The organism is Mycobacterium sp. D16Q13 (assembly GCF_002013375.1).
In the GTDB taxonomy this organism is placed as follows: Bacteria; Actinomycetota; Actinomycetes; order Mycobacteriales; family Mycobacteriaceae; genus Mycobacterium.
Genome location: NZ_MAEW01000010.1, coordinates 19,833 through 45,345, shown reverse-complemented (window position 1 = coordinate 45,345; position 25,513 = coordinate 19,833). Strand labels below are relative to the sequence as shown.

Annotated in this window: 24 protein-coding genes and 1 pseudogene; 13 read left to right on the top strand and 12 right to left on the bottom strand. The window is 63.8% G+C overall.

Annotated features, from left to right (window positions below; genetic code table 11):
- Window positions 1-3: 3 nt before the first annotated feature.
- The 6 genes from B4400_RS11160 (at window position 4) to glpK (ending at window position 6,204) form a co-directional block, all read left to right on the top strand.
- Window positions 4-633, top strand: coding sequence for a TetR/AcrR family transcriptional regulator (locus B4400_RS11160; protein WP_078311677.1), 630 nt, complete (start codon window positions 4-6; stop codon window positions 631-633).
- 177 nt (window positions 634-810) lie between these two features.
- The gene (locus B4400_RS11155; protein ID WP_078311614.1) at window positions 811-2,016 is read left to right on the top strand and encodes a lipid-transfer protein; all 1,206 of its coding nucleotides are present in this window, start codon (window positions 811-813) and stop codon (window positions 2,014-2,016) included.
- Between the two features lie 16 nt (window positions 2,017-2,032).
- A complete protein-coding gene (locus B4400_RS11150; RefSeq protein WP_078311613.1) occupies window positions 2,033-2,884 on the top strand; it encodes a MaoC/PaaZ C-terminal domain-containing protein in 852 nt (283 codons plus the stop codon).
- A 27-nt stretch (window positions 2,885-2,911) separates the two neighbouring features.
- On the top strand, window positions 2,912-3,790 hold the full coding sequence (locus B4400_RS11145; RefSeq protein WP_078311612.1) for an SDR family oxidoreductase: 879 nt from the start codon (window positions 2,912-2,914) through the stop codon (window positions 3,788-3,790).
- 91 nt (window positions 3,791-3,881) lie between these two features.
- A complete protein-coding gene (locus B4400_RS11140) occupies window positions 3,882-4,694 on the top strand; it encodes an MIP/aquaporin family protein (RefSeq protein WP_078311611.1) in 813 nt (270 codons plus the stop codon).
- Window positions 4,687-6,204 carry a glycerol kinase GlpK gene (gene glpK, locus B4400_RS11135; protein ID WP_078311610.1) on the top strand — a complete coding sequence of 506 codons (1,518 nt, stop codon included), beginning with the start codon at window positions 4,687-4,689 and terminating at the stop codon, window positions 6,202-6,204. The genes B4400_RS11140 and glpK overlap by 8 nt, the downstream gene beginning before the upstream one ends.
- Window positions 6,205-6,240: 36 nt before the next feature.
- Here glpK and B4400_RS11130 read toward each other — a convergent pair whose 3' ends face one another.
- Entirely contained in the window at window positions 6,241-6,966 is a 726-nt protein-coding gene (locus B4400_RS11130; RefSeq protein ID WP_078311609.1) for a PadR family transcriptional regulator, read from the bottom strand.
- Window positions 6,967-7,104: 138 nt separating this feature from the next.
- Here B4400_RS11130 and B4400_RS11125 point away from each other — a divergent pair, with 138 nt between their 5' ends.
- Together B4400_RS11125 and B4400_RS11120 are read left to right on the top strand one after the other, a co-directional pair.
- On the top strand, window positions 7,105-7,479 hold the full coding sequence (locus tag B4400_RS11125; RefSeq protein ID WP_078299536.1) for a hypothetical protein: 375 nt from the start codon (window positions 7,105-7,107) through the stop codon (window positions 7,477-7,479).
- 4 nt (window positions 7,480-7,483) lie between these two features.
- Complete coding sequence (locus B4400_RS11120; protein WP_078311608.1) at window positions 7,484-8,755, top strand: cation:proton antiporter; 1,272 nt, start codon at window positions 7,484-7,486, stop codon at window positions 8,753-8,755.
- Between the two features lie 368 nt (window positions 8,756-9,123).
- Here B4400_RS11120 and B4400_RS24895 read toward each other — a convergent pair.
- Window positions 9,124-9,396: pseudogene (locus tag B4400_RS24895) on the bottom strand (RDD family protein); the annotation flags it as partial.
- 125 nt (window positions 9,397-9,521) lie between these two features.
- Here B4400_RS24895 and B4400_RS11110 point away from each other — a divergent pair.
- On the top strand, window positions 9,522-10,514 hold the full coding sequence (locus tag B4400_RS11110) for a stage II sporulation protein M (RefSeq protein ID WP_078311607.1): 993 nt from the start codon (window positions 9,522-9,524) through the stop codon (window positions 10,512-10,514).
- A 3-nt stretch (window positions 10,515-10,517) separates the two neighbouring features.
- On the opposite strand, the gene B4400_RS11105 is transcribed toward B4400_RS11110, so the two are convergent.
- Genes B4400_RS11105 through B4400_RS11085 form a run of 5 tightly spaced genes read right to left on the bottom strand, consistent with a single transcriptional unit; the run spans window position 10,518 to window position 15,640 of the window.
- Complete coding sequence (locus B4400_RS11105; RefSeq protein WP_078311606.1) at window positions 10,518-11,867, bottom strand: DUF58 domain-containing protein; 1,350 nt, start codon at window positions 11,865-11,867, stop codon at window positions 10,518-10,520.
- On the bottom strand, window positions 11,867-12,832 hold the full coding sequence (locus B4400_RS11100; RefSeq protein WP_078311605.1) for an AAA family ATPase: 966 nt from the start codon (window positions 12,830-12,832) through the stop codon (window positions 11,867-11,869). The genes B4400_RS11105 and B4400_RS11100 overlap by 1 nt, the downstream gene beginning before the upstream one ends.
- Window positions 12,829-13,968 carry a DUF4350 domain-containing protein gene (locus B4400_RS11095; protein WP_078311604.1) on the bottom strand — a complete coding sequence of 380 codons (1,140 nt, stop codon included), beginning with the start codon at window positions 13,966-13,968 and terminating at the stop codon, window positions 12,829-12,831. Before B4400_RS11095 ends, B4400_RS11100 begins: the two co-directional genes overlap by 4 nt.
- Window positions 13,965-14,612 carry a DUF4129 domain-containing protein gene (locus B4400_RS11090; protein WP_078311603.1) on the bottom strand — a complete coding sequence of 216 codons (648 nt, stop codon included), beginning with the start codon at window positions 14,610-14,612 and terminating at the stop codon, window positions 13,965-13,967. Before B4400_RS11090 ends, B4400_RS11095 begins: the two co-directional genes overlap by 4 nt.
- On the bottom strand, window positions 14,612-15,640 hold the full coding sequence (locus B4400_RS11085; RefSeq protein WP_078311602.1) for a glycerophosphoryl diester phosphodiesterase membrane domain-containing protein: 1,029 nt from the start codon (window positions 15,638-15,640) through the stop codon (window positions 14,612-14,614). The genes B4400_RS11090 and B4400_RS11085 overlap by 1 nt, the downstream gene beginning before the upstream one ends.
- Before the next feature lie 308 nt (window positions 15,641-15,948).
- Between B4400_RS11085 and B4400_RS11080 the strand changes: the two genes are divergently transcribed.
- Window positions 15,949-16,647, top strand: a complete 699-nt coding sequence (locus B4400_RS11080; RefSeq protein WP_078311601.1) for a class I SAM-dependent methyltransferase — start codon at window positions 15,949-15,951, stop codon at window positions 16,645-16,647.
- On the opposite strand, the gene B4400_RS11075 is transcribed toward B4400_RS11080, so the two are convergent.
- The 4 genes from B4400_RS11075 to B4400_RS11060 form a co-directional block, all read right to left on the bottom strand.
- Window positions 16,644-17,972 carry an HNH endonuclease signature motif containing protein gene (locus tag B4400_RS11075; RefSeq protein WP_078311600.1) on the bottom strand — a complete coding sequence of 443 codons (1,329 nt, stop codon included), beginning with the start codon at window positions 17,970-17,972 and terminating at the stop codon, window positions 16,644-16,646. The two genes, B4400_RS11080 and B4400_RS11075, sit on opposite strands and share 4 nt — an antisense overlap.
- 92 nt (window positions 17,973-18,064) lie before the next feature.
- Window positions 18,065-18,889 carry a DNA-3-methyladenine glycosylase family protein gene (locus B4400_RS11070; protein WP_078311599.1) on the bottom strand — a complete coding sequence of 275 codons (825 nt, stop codon included), beginning with the start codon at window positions 18,887-18,889 and terminating at the stop codon, window positions 18,065-18,067.
- A 38-nt stretch (window positions 18,890-18,927) separates the two neighbouring features.
- Complete coding sequence (locus B4400_RS11065) at window positions 18,928-19,533, bottom strand: hypothetical protein (RefSeq protein WP_078311598.1); 606 nt, start codon at window positions 19,531-19,533, stop codon at window positions 18,928-18,930.
- A 255-nt stretch (window positions 19,534-19,788) separates the two neighbouring features.
- Entirely contained in the window at window positions 19,789-21,192 is a 1,404-nt protein-coding gene (locus B4400_RS11060; RefSeq protein ID WP_078311597.1) for a Fic family protein, read from the bottom strand.
- Window positions 21,193-22,143: 951 nt separating this feature from the next.
- On the opposite strand from B4400_RS11060, the gene B4400_RS11055 reads away from it, so the two are divergent.
- From B4400_RS11055 to B4400_RS11045, 3 genes are all read left to right on the top strand, one after another.
- Complete coding sequence (locus B4400_RS11055; protein WP_078311596.1) at window positions 22,144-23,382, top strand: acyltransferase family protein; 1,239 nt, start codon at window positions 22,144-22,146, stop codon at window positions 23,380-23,382.
- 71 nt (window positions 23,383-23,453) lie between these two features.
- Window positions 23,454-24,146 (top strand): Rv0518 family GDSL lipase, encoded by a 693-nt coding sequence (locus tag B4400_RS11050; protein ID WP_078311676.1) that lies wholly within the window; start codon window positions 23,454-23,456, stop codon window positions 24,144-24,146.
- Between the two features lie 15 nt (window positions 24,147-24,161).
- On the top strand, window positions 24,162-24,644 hold the full coding sequence (locus tag B4400_RS11045; RefSeq protein WP_078311595.1) for a hypothetical protein: 483 nt from the start codon (window positions 24,162-24,164) through the stop codon (window positions 24,642-24,644).
- 7 nt (window positions 24,645-24,651) lie between these two features.
- Here B4400_RS11045 and B4400_RS11040 read toward each other — a convergent pair whose 3' ends face one another.
- Complete coding sequence (locus B4400_RS11040; protein WP_078311594.1) at window positions 24,652-25,368, bottom strand: GNAT family N-acetyltransferase; 717 nt, start codon at window positions 25,366-25,368, stop codon at window positions 24,652-24,654.
- Between the last annotated feature and the right edge of the window lie 145 nt (window positions 25,369-25,513).

Sequence of the window (25,513 nt, the reverse complement as noted above, 5' to 3'; positions counted from 1 at the left end):
GGCATGCCCACGCCGAGACGCACCCAGGAGGAACGTTCGGCAGCCATGCGGTCCCGGTTGCTTGAGGCGACTATCGACTGTCTTGTCGAGTTCGGGTATTCCGGCACCACCACCTCGCGCATCGCGAGCCGCGCTGGCGCCACGCGCGGTGCGCTGATCCACCACTTCCAGTCCAAGTCGGAACTGATGGCCGAATCGGTGCGTCATCTCGCGTTCAAGCGCACCCAGGCGGTGCTCGAAGAGCTGATGTCCATGGATCAGTCCGCCGACCCGGTCGAGCGGTACCTCGACATGCTCTGGCGGATTCACCAGGGGCCGCTGTTCATCGCGATGGTGGAGCTGCTCATCGCGGCGCGCACCGAGCCAGATCTACGCGTACACCTGGACCAGTTCGAAAAGATGGTGCTGCACAATCTGTCGGCGCTTCACGTGCTCGACGACGAGGATCCGACCTCGCCCAAAGACCGCCGCGACTTTGGACTGCTCGCCATGGACATCATCCGCGGCGTCCTCGTCAGCAGCCTGACCGCTTCTCAGGAAACCCGCGATCGTCGCTGGTCCCGGGCCAAGCAGATGCTGGAGCTGCGGCTTCGCGCGCCATCACCCAATGCGCAGAAACAAACTGCACTGTAGGTAAGTGTCCCGGGTATTCCGGGCAAGTTTGGCGCATGTTCACCAAGTACTTCGTTCGATGAACCGGCCGTTCTATGGCCTGGCAATACATCTGTACTGGACCCTTACATTCAGGATAGAACGTATGTTACGTTGACGGCGCCCCCATCGAAGTGCGCGCAAAAGGAGCTTGGAACGATGCCCCCTAAGGCCCCCGAAAAGGTATTTGTCATCGGCGTCGGGATGACGAAATTCGAGAAACCCGGACGACGTGAGGGTTGGGATTACCCGGCCATGGCCAAGGAGTCCGGCACCAATGCGCTGACGGACGCCGGTATTGACTACGACAAGGTGGAAGCCGCCTATGTCGGGTACTGCGCCGGCGAGTCCACCTCCGGCCAGCGTGCGGTCTACGAGCTTGGCATGACCGGCATCCCGGTCACCAACGTGAACAACAACTGTTCGACCGGATCGACCGCCCTGTTCAATGCGGCGCAGGCCATCCGCGGCGGACTCGCCGATGTCACGCTGGCGCTCGGATTCGAGAAGATGCAGCCCGGTTCGCTGGGTGCGACCTTCACCGACCGTGAGCAGCCGATGCAGCGGCACATCGAAGCACTCGCCGGGTTGTTCGATTTCGCCTTCCCGCCCGCGCCCTGGATGTTCGGTGCCGCCGGTCGTGAGCACATGCAGAAGTACGGCACCACCGCCGAGCACTTCGCCAAGATCGGCTACAAGAACCACAAGCATTCGGTGAACAACCCCTATGCGCAGTTCCAAGAGGAATACACACTGCAGGACATCTTGGACGCCAAGGAGATCTACGCACCGCTGACCAAGCTGCAGTGCTCACCGACCTCCGATGGATCGGGTGCGGCCATCCTGGCCTCGGAGCGGTTCGTCGAGGAGAACGGGCTCGGTGACCGTGCCGTCGAGATTGTCGGCCAGGCGATGACCACTGACACCCCGGGGACCCTGGAGTCCAAGTCGGCGATCACGCTCGTCGGATTCGACATGGCCAAGCTCGCGGCGCAGAAAGTGTATGAGCAGGCGCAGATTTCGGCCGATGATGTGGATGTCATCGAACTGCATGACTGCTTCTCGGCCAACGAGCTGATCACCTATGAGGCGCTGGGGCTGTGCGCCGAGGGTGAGGGCGGAAAGCTGATTGACAACGGCGACACCACCTACGGTGGCCGCTGGGTGGTCAACCCGTCGGGTGGCCTGATCTCTAAGGGGCACCCACTCGGTGCTACCGGCCTGGCGCAGTGCGCCGAGCTCACCTGGCAGCTGCGCGGCGATGCCGACAAGCGTCAGGTGGACGGCGCGCAGGTGGCGTTGCAGCACAACCTCGGCCTCGGTGGCGCCTGCGTGGTCACCGCATACCGCCCGGCCAACCGCTGAAAGGGGCTGGGAAGTAATGGCTGACAACAAGTATCCGTTTAACAACGACGGCCTTGATCAGTGGGGTGCCGAGGAGACCATCGAGGTCGACAAGGATCGCCTGATCGCTTACGCCGAGGCCACCAATGACCCGATCGAGGAGCATCGGAAGGGAGAGGTGGCGCCGCCGGTTTTCGCGGTGGTGCCCATATTCCAGTCTCTGGTCGGAACCACGATGAGTGTTGTCCCCTACCAGCTGATTCCGCGCGTCGTGCACGGCGAGCAGTTCTTCAGGTTCCACCGGCCCATCAAGCCCGGTGACACGTTGGTCGCCAAGTCGAAGATGACCGGCTACGAGGGCATGGAGAACGGCACCCGCGGCACGGTGTATGCCGAAACACGCGATGCCTCGGGTGATCTGGTCAACGAGCAGTACGTGACGTTCTTCTTCCGCAAGTACGACGTGGGTGAGACGCGTGGTGTTCTCGGTCCGAACGTTGTGCTGGATGAGGCGATCAAGGCCAACGGGCCGGCGGCCTCCCTGGTGCAGCATGTCGATGACGACCAGACGTTCCGGTACAGCCCGGCATCGGGCGATCCGATGCCGATCCACCTCGACAACGATGCCGCGGTGGCGGCCGGACTGCCGGGCATCATCGCGCATGGGTTGTGCACCATGGCATTTACGTCATGGGCGGCCCTGACCGAGCTCGCCGACTCGCGCACCGAGCGGCTCAAGGAGCTCGCGGTGCGGTTCGCCAAGCCGGTGCTGCCCGGCCAGGACATCACCACCAGCTTCTGGAAGAACGGTGCCGCCGGCACCTACTCGTACGAGACCAGCGTCGGCGACGACCTCGTCATCAAAAACGGCCACGCCGTTATCGCCTAAGTCATCGCAGAAGGAGAGGGAATCAACATGGGACAACTTGACGGACGGGTGGCGGTCATCACCGGTGCCGGACGTGGCATCGGCCGTGAGCACGCGCTGCTCTTCGCCCGGGAAGGCGCATCTGTGGTCGTCAACGACCTCGGCGGCGCCAACGATGGCTCCGGGTCGGATGCAGGGCCCGCGCAGGAAGTGGTCGACGAGATCGTGGCGGCCGGAGGCAAAGCAGTTGCGAACACCGACAACATCTCCACCTGGGCGGGTGCCTCGAATCTGGTGAACCAGGCCGTCGAAACCTTCGGCCAGCTGGATGCCGTCGTGAACAACGCGGGCATCCTGCGGGACGGCTTCGTGGCCGGCCTGGAGGAGGACCAGTGGGATTCGGTCATCCAGGTGCACCTCAAGGGCCATTTCGCGGTGCTGCGGCACGCAGCCGAGTACTGGAAGGCGCAGTCCAAGGCCGGAGCCGATGTCAAGGCCACCGTGGTGAACACCGCATCGGATTCGGGTGTGACACTGCCGAACCCGGGCCAGGGAAACTACGGTGCGGCCAAGGCGGGTATCGCCGCGCTGTCCTGCGTCGCAGCCGCCGAGCTGGAGCGGTACGGCGTCAAGGTGAATGCGATCGCGCCGGTTGCGCGCACACGTCTGACGCTGGCCACCCCGGGCATGGGTGCGATCTTCGCGGCCCCGGTGGACGAGGGACAGTTCGACATGTTCAGCCCCGCCAATATCTCTCCGTTGGTCGCGTACCTGAGCACCGAGAAGAACCCGTGGACCGGCCAGGTGTTCAAGGTGACCGGTGGTTCGATTCAGCGGCTCAAGGGTTGGTCGGTGACCGATACCGCGGAGACCGACGGACCGTGGAGCATCGACCTGGTGCGCGAGAGCGTCGAACCCTGGAAGTAAGAAGCTTCTAACCCGAACGGTCCTCCGAAAACGGGGGACCGTTCGGCGTTTTCAGGTGTGCCCACGGCAACCCACCCCTAGATTCGATGGTATGAGGCAGACGGGTCAACTCGCCGCAGAGTTCGTGGGCACGATGATCTTGATTCTGTTCGGCGTGGGTGTCGTCGCGCAGGTGGTGACGGCCGGGAACGAGGACTACGGCAATCACAACTCGATCGCCTGGGCCTGGGGCATGGGCGTCACTTTCGGCATCTTCGCCGCCGGGCGGATATCCGGGGCGCACCTCAACCCGGCGGTCACGCTGGCGTTGGCGGCGTTTCGTGGATTCCCATGGAAACAGGTGATTCCGTTCATCGTGGCCCAGACCGCGGGTGCGTTCGTGGCGGCCCTGCTGGTTCGGTGGAACTACGGGAGCGTGCTGTCCGCCGTCGATCCCGGGCACACGATCGCGACGCAAGGGGTCTTCTCGACCCTGCCGGGTAACGGTGCGCTCGACGTCAGTCTGTGGGGCGGCCTGCGCGACCAAATCATTGGCACCGCGATTCTGCTGTTCCTGATCTTCGCGATCTCGGACCGGCGCAATATCCGCATGCCCGAGAGTCTCTCGCCATTCGCGATCGGCGCGGTGGTCGTCGCTCTGGGCATGGCGTGGGGCTCCATCGCGGGGTATGCGATCAACCCGGCCCGCGACTTCGGACCGCGGCTGGCGTCCTATCTCACCGGCTTCGATACGGCCTTTCTGGACCAGCACGGTGCCCAGTACTGGTGGGTGCCGATCATCGGACCGCTCGTCGGGGGCCTGCTGGGGGCCGCGCTGTATCGCTATCTCGTGGAAGCATTCCTGTACGCAGACGATCCTGAAACCCAATCACCGTCGCACACCGAGGAGTTCGCCAATGGCTGATTTCGTGGCATCGATCGACCAGGGCACGACCAGCACGCGTGCCATGATCTTCAACCACCGGGGCGAGGAGGTCGGCCGCCACCAGCTGGAGCATCAGCAGCTCTTACCGCAGGCAGGGTGGGTGGAGCACAACCCGGTGGAGATCTGGGAACGCACCTGGTCGGTGCTGGCCACATCGCTCAACGTGACCGGATTGTCGGCCGGGGACCTCGCGGCTGTGGGGGTGACCAATCAGCGCGAGACCACCCTGGTGTGGAACCGTCACACCGGCAGGCCGTATTGCAATGCCATCGTGTGGCAGGACACTCGCACCGACAAGATCGCGACAGCACTGGATCGGGACGGGCGCGGTGATGTCATTCGAGAAAAGGCCGGATTACCGCCTGCCACATACTTTTCCGGCGGGAAGCTGCAGTGGATTCTGGAGAATATCGATGGTGTGCGCCGCGATGCGGAGAACGGTGATGCGCTCTTCGGCACCCCCGACAGCTGGGTGATCTGGAACCTCACCGGAGGCATTCGCGGTGGGGTGCACGTCACCGACGTGACCAATGCCAGCCGCACGATGCTGATGAACCTGGAGACCCTGGATTGGGACGACGAGCTGCTGTCTTTCTTTTCCATTCCACGCCAGATGCTTCCGCCGATCAAGGCGTCGTCGCCGGTCGAGCCGTTTGGCTTCACGACCCATATGGGGCCGCTCGGCGGTGAGGTGCCCATTGCCGGCGACCTGGGGGATCAGCAGGCGGCGATGGTGGGGCAGGTGTGCCTGAGTCCCGGCGAGGCCAAGAACACCTATGGCACCGGGAACTTCTTGCTACTCAACACCGGTGAAGAATTGGTCCGCTCGCGCAACGGGCTCTTGACCACCGTGTGTTATCAGTTCGGGAACAACAAGCCGGTGTACGCGCTGGAGGGTTCCATCGCGGTGACCGGTTCGGCGGTCCAGTGGCTGCGTGACCAGCTCGGCATCATCAGCGGTGCCTCACAAAGCGAGGACTTGGCTCGTCAGGTCGAGGACAACGGCGGTGTCTACTTCGTACCGGCCTTTTCGGGTCTGTTCGCGCCGTATTGGCGTTCGGACGCCCGTGGCGCGATTGTGGGCCTTTCCCGGTTCAACACCAACGCGCATTTGGCGCGCGCGACCCTCGAGGCGATCTGTTATCAGAGCCGCGAAGTGGTTGAGGCCATGGAGGCGGACTCGGGTGTGCACCTGGAGGTACTCAAGGTGGATGGAGGCATCACCGCCAACAAGCTCTGCATGCAGATCCAGGCCGATACGTTGGGCGTCGATGTCGTCAAACCCGTTGTCGCCGAGACGACCGCACTCGGCGCGGCATATGCGGCGGGATTGGCCGTCGGCTTCTGGAAGGACCCCGACGACCTTCGGCGGAACTGGCAGGAAGACGAGCGCTGGAGCCCGTCGATCAGTGAACAGCAGCGGGCCGACGGATTCGCCGGCTGGAAGAAGGCCGTGCAGCGCACGTTGGATTGGGTCGACGTGAGCTAGGCCCCCCGCCTGCCATAACGGGGGGCCTAGGCTCATTCAGTCGGTCTCACCCAAGATGCCGTAGATCTGCTTGCGGGCAGAGTTGACGATCTCAATGATCCGCTGCTGCTGCTCGGCTGAGGCGGCGTGGGCCGACTGCGCGACCGCACCCATCAGCTGGCCGAGTGCCGAACGAAGATCGAGCACCGAGGGATCGGCGCCTTCGTTGATCTTGTCCCAGGGCGGGGTGTCGAGTTTTTCGGCCGCCTCGCGGCCCTCGGCAGTCAGGTCGAACTGCTTGCGACTGCCGCTGCCCTCGGCCTCAACGATGAGGCCCTCGTCGACGAGCAGTTGCAGTGTCGGATACACCGAACCGGGGCTCGGCCGCCAGATGTTGTTACTGCGTTCGGCGATCTCGCGGATCATCTCGTAGCCGTGCATCGGGCGTTCGGCGAGCAGCGCCAGGATGGCGGCCCGGACGTCGCCGCGCTGGCCACGTCCCCGTCCGCGTCCACGCTGCGGGTCACCTAAACCGAATCCGAAAGGACCGAAGCCGGGACCGAATCCACGTCCGAACCCGGGTCCGAACCCGCGTTCCATGAACGCGCCGGGTCCGCGACGACCGGCCCAGGCTTGCTCCTGGAACTCGCCGCGCGGATCGCAGTCGTGCTGACGACCGCCGTGGCGCCGACCTGGTCCGCGACGTGTGGGGTCGAAACCGAATCCGAAACCAAACGGTGTGTCGGGCCGGAACTGATCGGCCCTTTCCTCATGGGAAGTCATGTGTTGCTCCTTAGTACTTGGGGAGGCGGTATCGCCTCTCGATAGTTAACGATATATCGGAATCGATCGTGATGCAACGACAACTTTCGGCGACGATTTTCCGAGCTGCTGCCAGCTATGCGCCGTAGGGTGACCGCCATGACGGTGAAGTGGCTGGAACAACCCGAGGACCATGACTATGCGGCGGCCGTGGATTACCTGACGCTCGTCGGTGAAGCCGATGTGGTGAAGCGGACCGTGAAGGCGCTGCGCAATGCGACGCTGGAGTACCGCAAGGCCAAGGACATCCTGCGGGCGGCTCACCTGGACATGCTGCCCAAGACCAATGCCCACGTGGCCCGCGACCTCGCGAAGATCGCCAAGGACAAGGCGCTGTCCCCCATCTTGCTGGTGCGGGGCGACGCGCGTGCCGGGGCGCGGCTGGAGATCGCGGACGGTTACCACCGGGTCTGCGCGAGCTACATATCCGACGAAAACACCGACATTCCCTGCCATCTGGTCTCGTGGCAGTAACTCCATGACTGGCTTCGGTTTCCCAACGCTGGCGATCGTCGTCGTCGTCGGAATGGTGGGGCCGCTGTTAGCGCTCAATACGCGACTGCGGATCCCCGTGGTCATCGGCGAACTTCTCGCCGGAATCGTCATCGGCCGCACCGGATTTGGTTGGATCGATGCCTTCGACCCAACGTTCAAGATGTTCGCCGACGTCGGATTCGCGTTGGTCATGTTCGTGGCAGGCACGCATGTGCCGATTCGCGATAAGACCATGGTGGCGGCCCTGCCCAGGGCGGCGCTGCGCGCCGTGGTGGTGGGCGTGGTCGGCGCGGTGTTGGGTGTGCTGCTGGCCAACGCGTTCCACACGGGGCATGCACCGCTGTACGCGGTGCTCATCGCCTCCTCGTCGGCGGCGCTGGTACTGCCCATCATTGACTCGCTGAGCCTTGACGGCCCCAAGGTGCTGAGCACCACCGCGCAGGTGGCCATCGCCGATACGGCCTCGATTATCCTGCTGCCCTTGGTCATCGATCTCAAGCACGCTCCCCGCGCGGCGGTCGGTGCGGTGGCGGTCGCAGCGTGTGCGGGCATTGTGTTCGTGATCCTGCGTGCGCTCGATCAAGCCGGAACGCTCGATCGGTTCCACCACTATTCGAAGCAGCGCCGGGTCGCCATGGAGCTGCGGATCAGCCTGGCCATCGTCTTTGGGCTCGCGGCGCTGGCCGTGGAGACCCACGTGTCGATCATGTTGGCCGGATTCGCCCTGGGCCTCGTCGTCTCGGGTATCGGGGAGCCACGCCGCCTTGCCAAGCAGCTCTTCGGATTCACCGAGGGCTTCTTCTCGCCGCTGTTCTTCGTCTGGCTCGGGGCGTCGCTGCACGTGCGTGAGCTCGGTGAGAACCCCAAGCTCATGCTGCTCGGGCTGGGTCTGGGTGGCGCGGCAGTGTTGGCGCACGTGGTGGGCCGGATCTTTGGACAGCCGTTGTCGCTGGGTGCCTTGGCCGCCGCTCAGCTCGGCGTGCCCATCGCCGCGGCCGCGATCGGTGAGCAGCAGCAGTCACTGATACACGGTGAGGCCGCGGCGCTCATCCTGGGCGCGCTTGTCACGGTCGTCGCGGCGACTCTGGGCGGCGGGCTCTATGCGAAGACATCGGCTCGAAATCAGCCAGGTGTGGCGAAACCCGAAGGCCCTCGGGGTGACTCGGAGGGCTCCGGCACTGCTGATGCTGGGGGCGGCGGGGCGGATGGTGCCGCCCAGTCCACCGGCGGTTCCGGCAATGGGGCTGGGGGATAGGACGGCTGCATCTGCTCGAGGGCACGAAGGTGACGTTCGGCCAGCACCGCGGCAAGCATGAACTGTGGGGGAGTACCCGGCGGAGGGGGCGGTGCGATGCTGGCGAGCACGTCGGTGGAGATCTGATAGAGCATCTGGTCTCGAGTGTGCGGTGCCAATTGCCCTGCGCGGTTGAGGAATTGGCGGACCAGGTTGGCCTGATCGGTGGTGAGCCCGGACAGTTGCAACGTCTGCGCCCACGCAGCCAGCTGCGGTGGCATGACCGGGGGCGGAGGGAGTTTGGGTCCCCGTTCGCTGATCACCATCGTGCCCGCGAAGATGTCGCCGAGGCGCTTACCCTGGGGCGACACCAGGCTGGTGATGACGGCCGGGGCGCCCATAAACAGGTAAATCTCCACCACGGCCGCGAGCGCGCGGATGACGGCCTGCCGCAGGCGTTCCGGGCCGCCGTCATCGGATACCACGCGCAATCCCATGGCCATCTTGCCCAAGGAGCGTCCCCGGGTGGACATCTCCCAGATGACCGGATAGCCCACGAGTGCCAGCACCGAATAGGCGATACTGAGCGCCCCGGCCAGTGCCTCGTCGAACTGCGAGAGCGAGAACGCGACGACGAAGATGCCGGCGTACAGCACGATCATCTGGACGAAGATGTCGATGAACGCGGAGACGACCCGCACCGGGAGCTGGGCAACCTTGACGTCCAAGACAACCGCGTCGCCCGTCACCAACTCCGACATGCCCCGAGACTACTAGTATTTGCCAGATGGACGTGGACGCATTCGTCGCCACTCACCGGGGGACATGGGACCGACTGGAGTTGCTGCTCAAGCGCAGGCGGAGCCTGAGTGGGCTAGAGATCGATGAGCTGGTCGACCTGTACCAGACGGTGTCGACACATCTGTCGACCGTGCGGTCGTCCTCGGGGGATCCGGCCTTGGTCGGACGGCTGTCGACATTGGTTGCTCGGGCGCGTTCTGCCGTCACGGGCGAGCATGCCCCGCTGTGGCGTCATTTCATCCGATTCTGGACGGTGTCCTTTCCGGTGGTCGCTTACCGCAGCTGGCGCTGGTGGCTGGGTGCGGCGGTCGGGTCGATGGTGGTGGCGATCGCGGTCGGCATCTGGGTAATGCATTCACCCGAGCTGCAATCGGTGATCGGGACACCCGATGAGATCGCGCACCTGGTGAATGAGGACTTCGAAAACTATTACAGCGAACATCCCGCGGCGGCCTTCGCGCTGCACGTGTGGATCAACAACTCGTGGGTGGCGGCACAGTGCATCATTTTCGCCGTGCTGCTGGGCATACCGATCCCGTTTGTGCTGTTCCTCAATGCGGCGAATCTGGGCCTGGCGGGCGGGCTGATGCTCGCGGCGGGCCGTGGAGACGTGTTCTTCGGCTTGATCCTGCCGCACGGTCTGTTAGAGCTGACTGCGGTGTTCCTGGCCGCGGGCGCCGGAATGCGCCTGGGATGGAAAGTGATTGACCCCGGCGACCGCCCCCGTGGACAGGTCCTCGCCGAACAGGGACGTGCCGTCATGTCGGTGGCCGGCGGACTGGTTGGGGTGCTGCTGGTCAGCGGTCTCATCGAGGCGCTGGTCACCCCATCGCCGCTACCGACGTTCGCGCGCGTCGGGATCGGTGTGATCGCCGAGGTGCTGTTCCTGGCCTATGTCGTGATTCTGGGGAGGCGCGGGGTCGCGGCCAATGAATCCGGCGATATCGAAAATGCTCCCGACTACGCGCCGGCGTCCTGAGCGTTACAGGCGCCCGGACGCTTTCAACGACAGGTACCGGTCGGCCAGCGCCGGAGCGATCTCATCCGGCGGGGCATCGACAACCTCGACACCCTGCCGGCGCAGCAGCGTGACGATGCGCCGTCGCTCTCCTCGGGTACGTTCGGCCGCGGCCGCGTCGTAGACCTGTTCGACATCGAGTGACCGAATATTTCCTGGCGCCGTGGCATTTTCGGGCATCACCATGTCGTCGACCCGCGGATCGCTGACCGCGGCCACCATCAGGTGGTGATGGCTGGTCAGCTGTGGAAGCAGCGGCAACAGACCCTCCTCCAGCGCTGTCGGGTTCAGGTCGGTCAGGAGCACGATAAATGACCGATGGCGGGACCTGCGGCGGATGGTGGCCACAAGATCGCGAGCATCGGACTCGACAAGCGACGGCTCCAGCGGCGCCATGGCGTTGACCACCAGTGGAAGCAGCTCGTTGCGCGACGCCCCCGATACCTGCGAGCGCACCGCACGGTCGTGCGCCAGGAAATCGACGCGATCTCCGGCTCGAGATGCCAATGCCACCAACAGCAATGCGGCGTCCATCGCCCAATCCAGCCGGGGCCATCCGGACGGATCGCCCGATGTGGGGTCGACGCCGATGCGTCCCGCCGAGGTGCGGCCGGTGTCCAGGACGACGAGGATGCGGCGGTCTCGTTCCGGTCGCCAGGTGCGCACCACCACGTCGTTGCGTCGGGCGGAGGCGCGCCAGTCGATGGAACGGACATCGTCGCCGACGACATATTCACGCAGCGAGTCGAATTCGGTGCCTTGGCCACGGATCAGGACCGGGATGGCGCCCTCCAGCTCGCGCAGTCTGGCTAGCCGGGATGGTAGATGCTTGCGGCTTAGGAACGGGGGCAGCACCCGCAGCCGCCACGGCACGTCGTGACGCCCCTGCCGCCCGGCCAGCCCGAGTGGGCCCACCGTGCGCACGGTCACGGTCGCTGGCTTGTGATCGCCACGGCGTAGGGGGCGCAAGGCGGTAACGACCTGGCTGCGTTCGCCGGTGCGCAGATCCAACCGATGCGCACGCGGGGTGGCGCGCATACTCGGTGCCCAACTGTCGCGGATCCATCCGCGTGCCCGACGCCCCGGATTCTGGACCTGCAGGGCGATATCCGCGGATTCGCCAAGTCGGATGGAATCGGGCCCTGATCGGACAAATGTCAGCCGGCGTGGGCTGGCGGCGGCGGCGATATCGACGACAATCAGCACCGCGAGCGTCAGGAGCAGCAGCCAGAACAGCCGAACCGGCCACGGCGACACCAGAATCAGCAGCGCGCTGAGTAGCGCCGCCAATCCCGCGCGTCCGGTGAGAATCACTAGCGCGGCACCGGAACCGTGACCAGGATGCCGTCCAGAACCCGGTCCGAGGTCGCGCCCTCCAGCTCGGCCTCGGGGCGCAGACCGATGCGGTGGCGCAGGGTGGGGCGCGCCATGGCCTTGACGTCGTCAGGAGTGACGTAGTTGCGACCGGACAGCCAGGCCCACGCGCGGGATGTCGCCAGTAGTGCCGTCGCCGCACGGGGGGAGGCGCCCAGCTGCAGCGAAGGTGACTGACGGGTGGCGCGGATGACGTCGACCACGTAGGCGAGCACCTCGGGAGCCACCAGCACCCGGCCCACCGCGGCGCGACCCGCCTCTAGGTCGGCGGCCGAGGCCACCGCGGTGACGTGCGACAGGTTGCGGGGGTCGAAGCCCTGTGCGTGCCGCTCCAGGATGGCAATCTCTTGATCACGTTCCGGTAGGGAAACATTGAGCTTCATCAGAAAGCGGTCCAGCTGAGCTTCGGGCAGCTGGTAGGTGCCCTCGTACTCGATGGGGTTCTGGGTCGCGGCCACGATGAACGGATCAGGCAGTGGGCGTGGGGTGCCGTCGACCGTGACCTGGCGTTCTTCCATGGCCTCGAGTAGCGCCGCTTGAGTCTTGGGAGGGGTGCGGTTGATCTCGTCGGCCAGTAGCAGATTGGTGAACACCGGACCGGCGCGGAATTCGAATGCCGCGGTGCGTGCGTCATAGACCAGAGACCCGGTGACGTCGCCGGGCATCAGGTCGGGGGTGAACTGCACCCGCTTGAACTCCAGGGACAGTGCCGCCGAGAGTGTGCGAACCAAAAGGGTTTTCGCGACGCCCGGTACACCTTCTAACAGGACGTGTCCGCGGCATAGCAGCGCGACGACCAGGCCGCTGACCACCGAGTCCTGTCCGACGACCACGGTGGCGATTTGCTCACGTAACGCGGCGAGGGCATTGCGTGCGGCGTCCTCACTGGAAGTTGCCTGTGTCACGAGTCGCGGACCTGCCTTTCGATGATGTCAAGCTGCTGAGTCAGATTGCTGAGCTGCTGGTCGTCCGTCGGGACGGGGCCGAACAGCACATGATGAATCTCCACGGGATTCCTGCCGATTCGCTCTGCCACCGTGGCGGTGATGACCTGTGGTATCTCGTCGACGGGAAGGCCGAGCCGGCGCACGATCCGGTACCGCGCCGCCTCGCGTAGGGAGTCGGAGGCGAGGTCGCGGGCGCGGCGCGAACGATACAGCCGCCCCCGCCCCTCGGTGGTTTCCGAGGCACGTACGATCACCGGAAGTTTCTCGGCGACAACGGGTCCCAAGCGGCGTCCGCGCCAGATGGCCAGTAGCAGCACGACGATGCAGAGCTGCCAGATGGCCATGCTCACCTGGTTGGGGATCAGGTCGCCCATTGATTTCGGTTGGGCGCTGGTGCCGACCTTCGGCCGCTCGGGTACGTACCACACCAGGTGGGAGGAGCGGCCGGCGAGATTCATGGCGAGCGCCGCGTTGCCCTGCTTGGCCAGTTGCACGTTGGTCAGCGGGGTGTCATCACCGAGCACGGTGATGGTTTGGTTGCCGTCCTGATAGCGCACCAGCGTGCCCGCATAGCAGCTGACCTGGCCCGGTCCTGGGCGGGTGAATGTATAGGTGGGGCCGATGTATGTCTGAATTACCCCGGCGCGCTGGGCTTCTCGTAGGTCGCAGCGTGGTTCGGTGATCTCGTTGCCTTGATACGAGGTGATGCGTACCTGTGCGGCCAGTCGTTCTCGGGTGGCGGAAAAGGGAGCCAGCAGCAGGCGGTCCCCCGGAATCTCGACGAGGACGTCCAGTATCTCGTCGGAGATGTTCCCGTTGTCCAGCACCATGAGTTGGCTGCCGGGGCGCATCGCTTCACGGACCTCGGAGATGGTGGTGGCGCGTGTGACGGTGACGCCGCGGTCGCGCAGCAATTGAGCGAGCGCGTGCCCGCCACGCTGGGTGACGGCATCCGGGTCGAGGTAGCCTTCAGGCCGAGGCGTTTTGGTGACGAGCAGGGCGGTGACGACGATGCCGGTCAAGGCGGCGAGTATCCACGCCCAGGTGCGCCAGCGGTCCCGCAGGCGTGGCGATGTCGCGGTGCTGGTGGTCACCGCACCGCCTCCCAACCCGTCGTCACAGCGGGATCCGCGGAGGTGACGAGGACCGGGGCATCGCGGATGTGGTCGTCCAACTCGGCGATCTTGCGATACGACTTCTCGGTGCCCGGACGTTCGCCGTAGCTCACGTCGTTGAAGATTTCCGCGCTGGACCGGAATTCCGCTGCCAACGAGGGCAATTCGCGCCCGGCGTCGGCGGCCAGCTCGTTGGCGGTACGGCCCGGCACCGGCGTCAGAATCGTGCGTTCCTCGAGTTGACGTGCCACTGCACGCAGTCGGTGCCGGATGGCCGATGCCCAATCGCCCTGGGCTGCGGCAAGTTCGGCGGCCGCCCGGTGTTCTGCCGCGGTCAGCTCGCCGGATTCGAACAGTCCGAAGTCGCCGCCGCCCTTGGTTCGAACCGCGCGGCGGGCAATGCGGATCAACAGCACCACGGCGGCGATGAGGATCAGCGTGGTCACCAGAATGGTGAACCAGCCGCCGGGAAGCTCGCTGGCCCGGAACTCCAGGTAATCCAGGTGCTCGATGATCCAATTGATCAGACGGTCGAGCGGCGACGGATGCTCGTAAATCGGCTTCGCGAGTTCGTGCTGGGCTGCCTCGGCCGCGGATTCACGGTCGATGTCGATGGCTGGCATTACACTTGAACCGGGGGATACGCGGGCAGCCACAACGCATCAGGGTCGATGCCCGGCTGGCCGAGGCGTTCTCGCGTTCTGGTCTCGGTCTGCAGCACCAGATCGAATGCCTCGGTGCGCATCCGCTGATCGGTGTAGAGCAGCACATTCACCGCGGCGTTGAACGGCAGCGTGATGATCTGGGCGATGATCACACCGACAGTCGTGAGCGCCAGACCCAGGATCATCGCCGTACTGCTGGTGTTCGAGGTGCCCATGCCCATGGAGATCTGCCCGCCGATGCTGAAGGGCATTCCCAGGATGCCTGCCACGAAGCCGACGATGATCGAGGTGAGTAACAGGATGCCCAGCAGGCGCCAGTAGCTCTTGCGCACCAACGACATCGAGCGGCTCAGCGCCCCGAAGACGGTCTGGCGCTCAAGGATCAGCACTGGTGAGGCGAGGGCGAACACCGGGATCAGGTAGAAGTAGAGCGCCAAGAAGCCGAACCCGAGTGCGAAACCTGCCGGTACCGCGCCCCAGGGGCCGACGGTGAGCGCTAGCGCGACTACGCCGGAGATACCGATCGCGAGGGGCAGGGCGAGCAGTAGGCCCGAGGCGAATGCCAGCCCGATGAGGGCCCATATGCGTGGTTTGGCGCGCTGCCATGCTGCCGCGGGGGTGGTGTGCTCGCCGAATACGGAGCGGCCCACGGTGACCGTCAGCATGCCGCTGAGAACAATGGTGACCAGAATGGTGATCACATAGCCAATGAGTGCCCCTCCGAAGTACCCGATTCCGAATGCGGCGGCAAATGCGTCGTCACTGTTCGCGTCGAAGCCGGCGGCGCCGCCCAGGAGCCCGATGATGGGGCCTGCCTGCAATGCGAAGGTCAGCAGCTGGCTGATGACCACGACGACGGCCGTGATCCCGATGGTTGCTTTGGGATTGGCGCGGATGGCGGCGACGGCTCCGTTGTAGAGGGCGGACAGATCTAACGGCCGCAACGGGATGACTCCGGGTTTCAGGGCGGGCGGCACCGGCGTCACCCAGTAGGGAACCGGTGGCGGGCTCGGGTATCCGGGTGGCGGTGGCTGATACCCAGGTGGCGGGCTCGGGTATCCGCTCGGCGGTTGATACCCAGGTGGCGGGTATCCATACGCCGGTGGAGGGGCATAGCCAGGTGCAGGAGGAGGGTAGGCGGGCGGGGGTCCCGGGGGTAGCGGAGACGGAGTGACGCCCCCCTCGTCGTTGCTCATGACTCCATTTTGGCGGCTGAGGGAGTTTCTGGCAATTGCCTCCTGATTCTCATGTCAATACCCTTGACATATGTCAAGCGGATTGACATTCTGAATGTATGACTGAGAAGATCGCTACAGAGGAATTTGATCTCGCGTTTGAGGCCGCGTACCGCGGCGAGCGTCCCGACGGTCTGGGTGTGAGGCCGCCATGGAGCATTGGCGAACCACAGCCGGAGATCGCGACGCTGATCGCCGAGGGCAAGGTGCGAGGCGAGGTGTTGGACGCCGGCTGCGGCGAGGCGGCGACCTCGTTGTATCTGGCCGAGGCGGGACACAGCACCGTCGGGCTCGACTCCGCGCCCAAGGCCATTGAGTTGGCGAAAGGCTATGCGGCCGAGCGCGGTCTGACGAATGCCAGCTTTGCGGTCGCCGATATCTCGGCCTTCACCGGGTACGACGGGCGGTTTGACACCATCATCGATTCGACGCTGTTCCACTCGATGCCCGTCGAACTGCGCGAGGGCTATCAGCGTTCAATCGTTCGGGCGGCCGCACCAGGTGCTCGCTACTACGTGTTGGTCTTCGATCGGGCCGCGTTCCCGGCGGAATCACCCGTCAAGGCCGTTACCGAAAACGAACTCCGGGATGTGGTTTCGAAGTACTGGTCCATCGACGAGATTCGTCCGGCGAAGATCTACGCGAACTTCAATGGGTTCGAACAGGGTGTGGCGCAAGGCTTCGCCCGGCACCAGGTCGAGCCCGATGGCCGGGCATCGGTTGCGGCGTGGTTGCTGTCGGCGCACCTGGCGGGCTAGCTGTCTAGGAGGAACCGCTCAGGGTGGTGGTAGGCATTGGTGCGGACCTGGCCTGTGTCGAGGTGCGGTGACGGAATCCATTCAGTGAGACCGTCGCTGCGGCGTTTTCGGGTAGTCCAGCCCTGTTGTAGCAGCCGATGGTGCGGGCCGCAGGCGAAGGTCAGATTGTCGATGTCGGTGGGCCCATCGTCGCGCCAGTCGTCGACGTGATGCACCTGGCAGAGATAACCCGGCACCGTACATCCAGGCGCCGAACAACCGCGATCCTTGGCGTGTAAGACAATTCGTTGATCGGGAGTCGCGATCCTTTTAGACCGCCCGAGGTAGAGGGGACGGCCGCCGTCGTCGAATATCGAGAGGTAATGCAGGGAGTGGGCAGCCATCCGGATCAGATCGGGGATAGGCAGTAGGTTGCCGCTACCCGATATCGCCTGCCCGGCTGCGCTCTGCAGCTCGCTCAGCGTCGCCGTGACCACCACGGTGACGGGTAGTCCATGGTGTGAGCCCAGCTTGCCGGAGGTCAGGGTGCTGCGCAGGCAGGCCCGCAGTGCATCGTGATTGCGTTGGGCGGTAGATCGCGTGTCTCGCTCGGCGGCCGCTGAGTCGGGTGCACCCTCGGTGATGGGAGATTCATCGCGAGGATCGCACATGCCCGGCGCGGCGAGCTTGCTCAACACCGCGTCGAGGTAGGCGCGGGTCTCCGGATCCAGCAGGCCGCTGACGGCGCTCATCCCGTCGGATCCCTGGCGTCCGATCGATATGCCCCGCCTGCGGGCGCGGTCGATGTCGGAGAAGCGGCCGTCGGGATTAATCAGAGCCGCGATCCGCTCGGCGCCAGCGCGGAGTTGTTCCGGGCCGAACTCGGTTCCCATTGATGCCAGCCGCTCTTCGGCGGCCTCGCGGGTGTCGGCGTCGACCGCCTCGGGTAAGACGTCGAAGAACCTGCGGATGATCCGTACGTGCTCGTCACCGAGGCGGCCCTCTCGCAATGCGTGGGCGGCATGCGGAAGTAGGGGCTGCAAAGGCTCGCCGGTGAATGCGCGCCGTGGGCCGAGATGTGCGGCGTCTGCGAGGCGGCGCCGGGCGGTTGCGGTACTTATCGAGAGGTGCCGGGCCAGCACCTCCGCGAATGACGTGCCGCCCAACGCGACTGGCGAACCGCGTTCCACCAGCCGGGCGGTCAGCGTATGTGAGGCCGCGGTGATCTTGCGCTGTGCGACTTCCAGTTGCCGTAGTGCCGAGAGTAATTCAGGATTGTTGAGCTCATCGAATGACGACTCGACGACGGCTGCGGCCGTCGTCAGTAGATCGCCGATGGGACTCATGTCTGAAGGTTATGGACGTCGACCGACAGCGGGCCTGGGTTATCCACAACCGCGATGGCTATCCACAAGTTTGACGAACCGCTTGTCGGATGTCAGAAGTTGCGGTAGTCCCGGACCGGCATCCGTGAACCACGTCTCTCCGGCTTGGGTGCCGCTAGCTCGATGAGCCGAATCACGCGATAACGTTGCCCGGCATAGGGTTCCAGGAGTTCCAGCATGCCGGCGTCGTCCGTTTTGTGACCAGTGAGCGCGAGGCCCACCTGTCCGGCGATGTGGTAGTCCCCGACGGGGACGGCGTCGGTATCGCCGAGCGCACGTGCTCGGATCTCAGCCTCGGTCCACGGCCCGATTCCGTGGATCGAGGTCAGGTGCCCCGGTTTGGTTTCCACGTCGACGGTGGCGGCCGTGCGGATGGTGCGCATGCGCACCGGTTCGGCACCGGACCTGTGCCACTCCCACGACGGGATGTCGAGCCATTCCCGTTGGGGCGGTGGGACCTTGGCGCGGACCAGGTCGGTGCCGACATGGTTGATCAGATAGCGCCAGGCGCGCCAGGCCTCCGCGCCGGGCACCTTCTGTTCCAGCACAGCGGGGACGAGGGCTTCCCAGACGCGATCGCTAGCGCCGAGACGGACGCCTTTCGCGCCCCGGACCAGCCGGGTGATGACGTCGTGTTTCGGTGTGAGTGCCTCGGGCTCGTCGTCGGCGCCCAGCAGGCGAGGAAGGCGATCCAGCAGCCATTCGGCCCCGTCGCCGCAGGCGCGGCCGACGACTGTCTTGTCTTCACGCGAGATCGTCAGCACGCCGGGGCCATCCGGAGTGTAGGAGCCCCGGGTAATGGATCCTCCGGAAGACACGCGATACGTCGGGTCAGTTGACCCGCGGCGATGGATGCCGAGCGTGCGGCGAATATCCAACGGCCACGGTGGAATCCACTCGCGGGTGAGTGACGCTGCTAGGCCCCCGGGCAGAACTTCCAGCCGCCCGTCTCCTTTTTGAACTCGATGTCGTGCTTGCCCTTGGCGTCGGTGATGTGAATGACGGCGGTGTCGCCGTCGATCTCGAGACCAGTGATTTTCGATGGGCCGTTGTCGGCCTTGGTCAAGGCGTTGAGATCGGGAGCCTGGCCGCTGCCCGCGATGTCCTTGAATGCCTCGCGGTACTTGGCGCAGAAGAAGGTGAGCATCTTCTTGAAGTCGTTCGCCTTGGCGGCCTCGGCCATCCCGGAGATGGTCTGCTTGATCTGCTTGATGTCCTCGTCTTTGTTAGCGCCCGAGGAGCGGGGCGCGTCGACGATCTGATCGTTGGCGGACGTTCGGGTGCTCTGGGTGCTGGAGTTGGTGGTGGTGAGGCCGAGTACCAGCAGGGCGATCAGGAAGATGCCGAGCGAGCCGCCGACGACGGCCAGGGCCTTCTGCTGCGGGGACATCGGTGGCCGGGGTGGCTTCGGGGTCGGGAAGTACCCGCCAGGAGGCGGGCCGTACTGGTCAGGCTGCGGGTATCCCGGGAACTGGGGCTGAGGCTGCTGGAACTGGCCGTGGGGGTACTGCGGTTGCGTCATCTGTGTGTCTGTCCTAGCGCTGCGGTCATGGCGTTCCCTGCCAGTGTGCCGGATGGAGGAGCCGGAGGTGGGTGCAGTTCGGATAGCCGTTGGGTGAAAGTGGGGGTGTGCTGGCCAAGAATGCACGCCAGGCGATGTGCGCGAACGTAAGCATGGTCATCTGCCGATCTTGGAAAGGCGCGCCCTCTGGCCAGAGTCGGTGCCGACAATCTGTCGGACACGTATTAAGTCGTTGATCCGGGAAAATCCCACTGGCTAAGTGCCCCTTGTTGCTTGCTCGGCATCAGTCGCGTCGAGTCTATCGATGTAGTTAGTAATCACGGCCGCCCATAGTTCAGCTGCCTGCGGAAGCAGTACTCGCTGCATTACTTCGCCCCGTTTAATGATTGCCCGCCGTTCATCTGCAATCAGACAAAGTTCGTCAAAGAATTCCGGTTTACCAAGTACGCTCGATAGGTACGGTCTAATGGGCTTTGGATTCGGGTCTCGCTCGGACATAAAGACAGATGGAAAGATCTGATCGCGCTCAAGATATCGGGTGAGTTTGTTCGAGCTATACCCATACCAAAGGAGCAAGTCCCTGCCACCTGTTCGTGAGACTTTCGCAAACCAGGAGTTCCCTGACATGTTTCTTTTCTGGAGTAGTTCGAAATCACTCGGCGACAGGCCTCCGACTCGAGTTAGATCCACTTTGGACAGGAGTAGTTGACCTTCGACCTGCTGCATGAACGCATCCACAGTTTGGGACCACCGTTTGTAGAGGCTCTGCTCACGGACCCGTAGGTCCTTCTGGAAGAGCTCCCACACAAAATCTGGCTTTTCCATAATTGTCAACTGACGCGCGAGGGCACGGACGAAAACCCGGGCCAGTGGGATGATATCGCCAGCCTGATCGCTATGTTCGAGTGAGTCTATATATCGGCCTCGGTCAGAACTGGATTTGATAATAAGTGGTGGAAACGCTCCAAACCCGAGGGTGTAGTTCGCAATTAGACGTGCCATGCGACCGTTACCGTCGTCGAACGGGTGAATATGCGTTAGCCAAGCGTGTGCAACCGCTGACTTCCACAGCAACGGAATCGGTGTCTCTCGGAACCATGAAACAAGGGAATTCATCTGCGACGGTACTTCGAGCGGTGGGACGGGTACGTGTGTCGACCCCGAAATCTCGTTCGGGGCATGTTTGTATGTCCCGGCCCCAGGCAGGCCATTCATTATCAATCCGTGCATCGCTCGTAGGTCCGCTTCGGTCAGCGGATGTTTCGGATCGCGCACGAACTGATCTACCAAGATGCGGGCCGCTGCCAACCCGACGACATCTTGAACCTTGGCTTCATCGGTGAATGCCTGCGTTAGCGTATAGCTCGCGATAGCACGGTCTGCATCAAACATTTTCCGATCCGTGAGGATTTGGTAGGTCTCCTCAAGCGTCGCCGGTTTTCCTTCGATGCGATTGCTTTCGTAGATCTCACTAGTTCGGTTCGCTTGGGCCAATTTACTTGCCAATCCGGAAGCAATGTGCTCACGGACTGCATGGCATCGTGCTTCGAATCCGTCGCTTTTATCTAGCAGTGCAACGATCTGCTCTTCAATCATCGAGTCGTCGACTGAATACGGTGATCCTTCTAGGCCCTCGCGGATCAGGCCCAGACGTTTCATATTGAACCTCGAATACCTGGTTGCCGTCGTCGTTTATGGGCATCTGCAACGCGGCTGTCCTCGGGCGGAGTGTGGAGAGGGGGACAAACGACCTGGCCCATTACCCTGAATGGTCGAGGCGTGCTCCAGGCTTCTTTGAGTTCGCTAGCCGGACTGCCTGGTCCGATCTCGTAGTAGCCATCTGGCGGCGACTGTGGCGAATTAGGGATTGGATTCTCAATCACTTGTGCCATACACCACCCAGTTGTCCCCACGTCATCCGGTCCATCACACACCCGCCCTCAACGTCAATCGATCATCCATTGGCAGGCTAGCGCGAGTATCTGATTAAGTTTGCAAGTTCTGGGTCGTGGCGATTCACTTCTTTAAAGGCCGGACCAATCGCGCATCTCCGCCGGATGTTGTAGATGCAAGGATCATGTTGATCGCTTCAACGATGTTGGTCTGACGGCTTGATGTTGGCGAACAGCGTGGTGATTGAGCTGGTTTCGTTGACTCTTAACTGCCTGGTATTCGTTGGATCGGTCGTCGGGAGGCCGCTTAGCGGTCAAGGCCGGTTTGGGGTTGGGTTAATCGCGAAGATCGGGCTTTGGGACTCGATACGGGGGTATCGCCATAGTGGTTCGGGTCGGGAGCGGGGGTCACCACGTCTTGCCTAGTGCTTTAGAAACATTTGCTGAGTGCTTCACCGTAGTCGGCGCTAAGCAACCGGCCAACCCATCGGTGAGCGTGTCGGTCCGCTCGTCCGGCGCAGGTGAAGAGCCATTACCGCAACGATAGAACTTCTGACGAAGCCTGGGCTCGGATGGTGGCAGATGCCTGCGCAGCCCGGTCACATACCGTCGAATCCAGGCCGCGCTGATACCCTCCGAAGACGGTCTGTTGGGGACGCAGGGGAGGCGCGCGACCGGCCGGCAACGAAAAATGCCCGGTAGAGCAGAGATGAGAGTTGTGCGCGGCGGAGAGATCAAGGCCTTAACGGGACTTCGCATCATCGCCGCGCTCTGGGTTGTGCTCTTCCACTTCCGCCCGCTGCTGGAGGAATCCGTTCCCGGATTCCGCTCCGCGCTGGCACCCGTCCTGAACTGTGGCGCTCAGGGCGTCGATCTTTTCTTCATTCTGAGCGGGTTCGTGCTGACCTGGAACTACCTCGACAGGATGGGCGATCGCTGGTCTACCAGGGAGACGCTGCACTTCCTGTGGCTGCGCCTGGCCCGGGTGTGGCCCGTTTACCTGGTCACGATGCATCTGGCCGCGCTGTGGGTCATCTTCACCATGCACGTTGGGCACGTACCGCCGAAGGACGTCAACGGATACGACGCCATGAGCTATGTGCGTCAGCTGTTCATGGTGCAGCTGTGGTTCCGTCCGTACTTCGACCTGTCCAGCTGGAACGGTCCGGCGTGGTCAATCAGCGCCGAATGGCTGGCTTACCTGCTCTTCGGCGGCCTGGTCCTTGTCATCTTCCGGATGGCGCGCGCGACCCGCGCCCGCAGCCTGATGGTTCTGGCCGTGGTGGCCTCGCTGCCACCGGTCATCCTCCTGCTGCTGACTGGGCAGTTCTACACCCCGTGGAGCTGGTTGCCGCGCATCGTCATGCAGTTCACTGCGGGCGCGCTGGCGTGCGCTGCGGTGAGTCGGCTGCGGCTGACTCACCGCTCTCGCCATATCGCCGGCTATGTGGCGATCACGATCATCGCGGCGATCGTGGGTGCGCTGTACTTCCTGGACGCTCATCCGATCTCCGGAGTGACTGATAGCAGCGGGGTGGTGGATGTCCTCTTCGTGCCGCTGGTGATGGCGCTGGCGGTGGGCATCGGCCCGCTACCCACACTGCTCTCTACGCGCGTCATGGTCTACGGCGGTCAGATCTCCTTTGGGCTGTACATGGTGCATGAGCTCGTGCACGTCTCCTGGACATGGACCACCAAGCAGTTCGAACTCTCACTGACCGACCCCGGCGGGGGCTGGATCGTGCTCGGCCTGATTGCACTGTCCGTGGTGCTGTCCATGGCGCTGTATCACGGCGTGGAGGAACCCGGACGGCGCTGGATGCGCCGCATGATCGGCGTCACCAAACCAGCGATCACCGATCACCATGTTCCGCACAATCGCCATAAACACCAGGTGCCCGCGGACGTGACGGATTCCGATCGGGAGCCGGTGTCAACCGGTGTAACGAGCCGATAGTTTCAAACGAATAACGCTGTGCCGCAGTCGGGTTTGAGGCCCCTAAAATGCTGGGGACAGTGGAGGTAGTAGTGGTTCGTCTGGCGGCGATCGTCATCGCATTCGCGTTTCTCTTCGGTGTGGCTGCCCCGCAGCCCGCGCCGGTGCGCCCCTACCGACTCGCCTACTTAGGTTCCGGACTGAACCATGTCGCGGTGGTCAGCGATTCGTACACCACCGGCACCAAGGAAGGCGGCCTGGGCGCCAAGTCGTGGACATCGCTGGCATGGCGGATCTTGGGACGCGAAGGAGTCCGCATCAACGCCGACGTCGCCGCCGAAGGGCGCGCGGGGTACGGCGTGCGCGGTGACCACGGCAGCGTCTTCGCCGACCTCACTAACCGAGTGGTTCGTCCCGACGACGAACTGGTGGTGTTCTTCGGTTCACGCAATGACCAGGGCGTCGATCCGGATGTGTACGCCGAGGTGACCCGCAATACGTTGGCGTCGGCGCGGCGGATGGCACCCGCGGCCAAGCTGCTCGTGATCGGCCCACCCTGGCCGACGGCTGATGTGCCCGACGTGGTGTTGCAGCTGCGCGACATTCTGTACGGCGAGGCCTGTGCGATCGGCGCATCCTGGGTGGATCCGCTGGCCGAGCGCTGGTTCGTGGGGCGCCCGGAGCTGATCGGCTCGGACGGCGTGCACCCCAACGATGCCGGGCACGCGTACATGGCCGACAAGATCGCCCCGCTCGTCGGTACCCGGCTGACCCGTCGGCTCTGAGAGTAGAGTCCAGGCATGACGCGGATCGCGTGGTTAGCCGGAATTACCTTGGCAGCGTTCACTTTTACAGGCTGTGGTTCAACATCGACGGAGCAAAAGCCCGGGTCCATGTCGGCCACGCCATCCTCGACATCGGTCCCCGAACCGTCGCACAAGGTGGTGCCGCCGGGCGGTGTCTACTGGAACCCGGTGACCCAGCAGCCGGAGGCGAAGCCCACTGAGATCGTGCTGACTCCCGCCGACGCCGGAGACATGCTCGTGGACATCACCTGGGACAGCTGGGCGCAACAGCGGGCGACGGGGAAGGCTGTCCGCGTGACGAAGGACTGTGCTCCGGACTGCGCGACGGGTGGGACTACCCGCCGGGACGTAACACTGGTTTTCGTGGCCTCGCAGGCACTCCCCGATGACAGTGGGTGGTGGCAGTTCACCAAGCTGATCATCACGGACCGTGACGGCAAGGCCGAAACCATCGATATGCCCATGACCGCGCAATAGGAGCGCGTTAGTCGGCGATCACGTCCAAGGTGCCGAACAGCGTGAGCCCCGCGGCGGGAGCCAGTGCGCTGGACGCCACGTTGTCCACCTGGCACCGGTATTGCGGTTCATAACCCTGCGCGCAGGCATACCGAAACGCGGCACGCACCAGCAGTCGGGCGTGCCCTCTGCCCCGGAAGATCGGCAGCGTCAGCACCCCGAGATCCATGATCGCCGCGTCCTCCCACTGATAGATGCTGGAGACGGCGACGAGGCGGCCGCTGTCGAAGGAACCGAACACCGCCCAGTGATCCAGTTCCACCTGGGCATTATCCAAGTCTTGTTCCGAGGCAGCCGATTCGAACGCTGCGAAGATGGCCGCGTCGTCCGCCGTCAGCCGACGGACATCTCCGGTCGGTACCTCGGCCACGAGTGCGGCGCGGGCCTCGTCGGTGAAGTAGAACAGGTTGTCCGCACCGTGCATCGCGATGCCTGCGTTGTCCAGTCTGGCCCAGAATTCGGATCTCGAAATCGGTTGTGCACCATCATTTCCCGTGCGCTTGGCGAGTTCTGGAACGAGCGCGACGCTGGTCTTGCCGTCCGCCGTGCGTAGCACCATCAGCCGACTGTCCTCGTCGAGGTGAGGGTAGACGGCGAGTTGGAAATCGTCATCGGTGTGCAGGATGGTACCCCGGCCAAGATAGCCCTGCCAGAAATCGGTGATGATGGAGGAGGAGTCAGGCATCGGCTGTATCTTGTGTGAGGTAATCGGTTATGGCACAAACGGATCCAGAGTAGAGACCGTTCTGAGGGGGTGCCACCAAATATTGCGGCGAGTCACCACAGATCAGGCCGCCTACGTCCCGAAGGACACAGGCGGCCTGATCTGT

Coding starts and splice junctions, on each gene's coding strand:
- B4400_RS11125 (WP_078299536.1), top strand. CDS start 7,105: ATGACGGTGAAGTGGCTGGAACAACCCGAGGACCATGACTATGCGGCG.
- B4400_RS11060 (WP_078311597.1), bottom strand. CDS start 21,192: ATGAAACGTCTGGGCCTGATCCGCGAGGGCCTAGAAGGATCACCGTAT.
- B4400_RS11040 (WP_078311594.1), bottom strand. CDS start 25,368: ATGCCTGACTCCTCCTCCATCATCACCGATTTCTGGCAGGGCTATCTT.
- B4400_RS11140 (WP_078311611.1), top strand. CDS start 3,882: ATGAGGCAGACGGGTCAACTCGCCGCAGAGTTCGTGGGCACGATGATC.
- B4400_RS11075 (WP_078311600.1), bottom strand. CDS start 17,972: ATGAGTCCCATCGGCGATCTACTGACGACGGCCGCAGCCGTCGTCGAG.
- glpK (WP_078311610.1), top strand. CDS start 4,687: ATGGCTGATTTCGTGGCATCGATCGACCAGGGCACGACCAGCACGCGT.
- B4400_RS11130 (WP_078311609.1), bottom strand. CDS start 6,966: ATGACTTCCCATGAGGAAAGGGCCGATCAGTTCCGGCCCGACACACCG.
- B4400_RS11080 (WP_078311601.1), top strand. CDS start 15,949: ATGACTGAGAAGATCGCTACAGAGGAATTTGATCTCGCGTTTGAGGCC.
- B4400_RS11160 (WP_078311677.1), top strand. CDS start 4: ATGCCCACGCCGAGACGCACCCAGGAGGAACGTTCGGCAGCCATGCGG.
- B4400_RS11045 (WP_078311595.1), top strand. CDS start 24,162: ATGACGCGGATCGCGTGGTTAGCCGGAATTACCTTGGCAGCGTTCACT.
- B4400_RS11110 (WP_078311607.1), top strand. CDS start 9,522: ATGGACGTGGACGCATTCGTCGCCACTCACCGGGGGACATGGGACCGA.
- B4400_RS11155 (WP_078311614.1), top strand. CDS start 811: ATGCCCCCTAAGGCCCCCGAAAAGGTATTTGTCATCGGCGTCGGGATG.
- B4400_RS11145 (WP_078311612.1), top strand. CDS start 2,912: ATGGGACAACTTGACGGACGGGTGGCGGTCATCACCGGTGCCGGACGT.
- B4400_RS11065 (WP_078311598.1), bottom strand. CDS start 19,533: ATGACGCAACCGCAGTACCCCCACGGCCAGTTCCAGCAGCCTCAGCCC.
- B4400_RS11120 (WP_078311608.1), top strand. CDS start 7,484: ATGACTGGCTTCGGTTTCCCAACGCTGGCGATCGTCGTCGTCGTCGGA.
- B4400_RS11090 (WP_078311603.1), bottom strand. CDS start 14,612: ATGCCAGCCATCGACATCGACCGTGAATCCGCGGCCGAGGCAGCCCAG.
- B4400_RS11150 (WP_078311613.1), top strand. CDS start 2,033: ATGGCTGACAACAAGTATCCGTTTAACAACGACGGCCTTGATCAGTGG.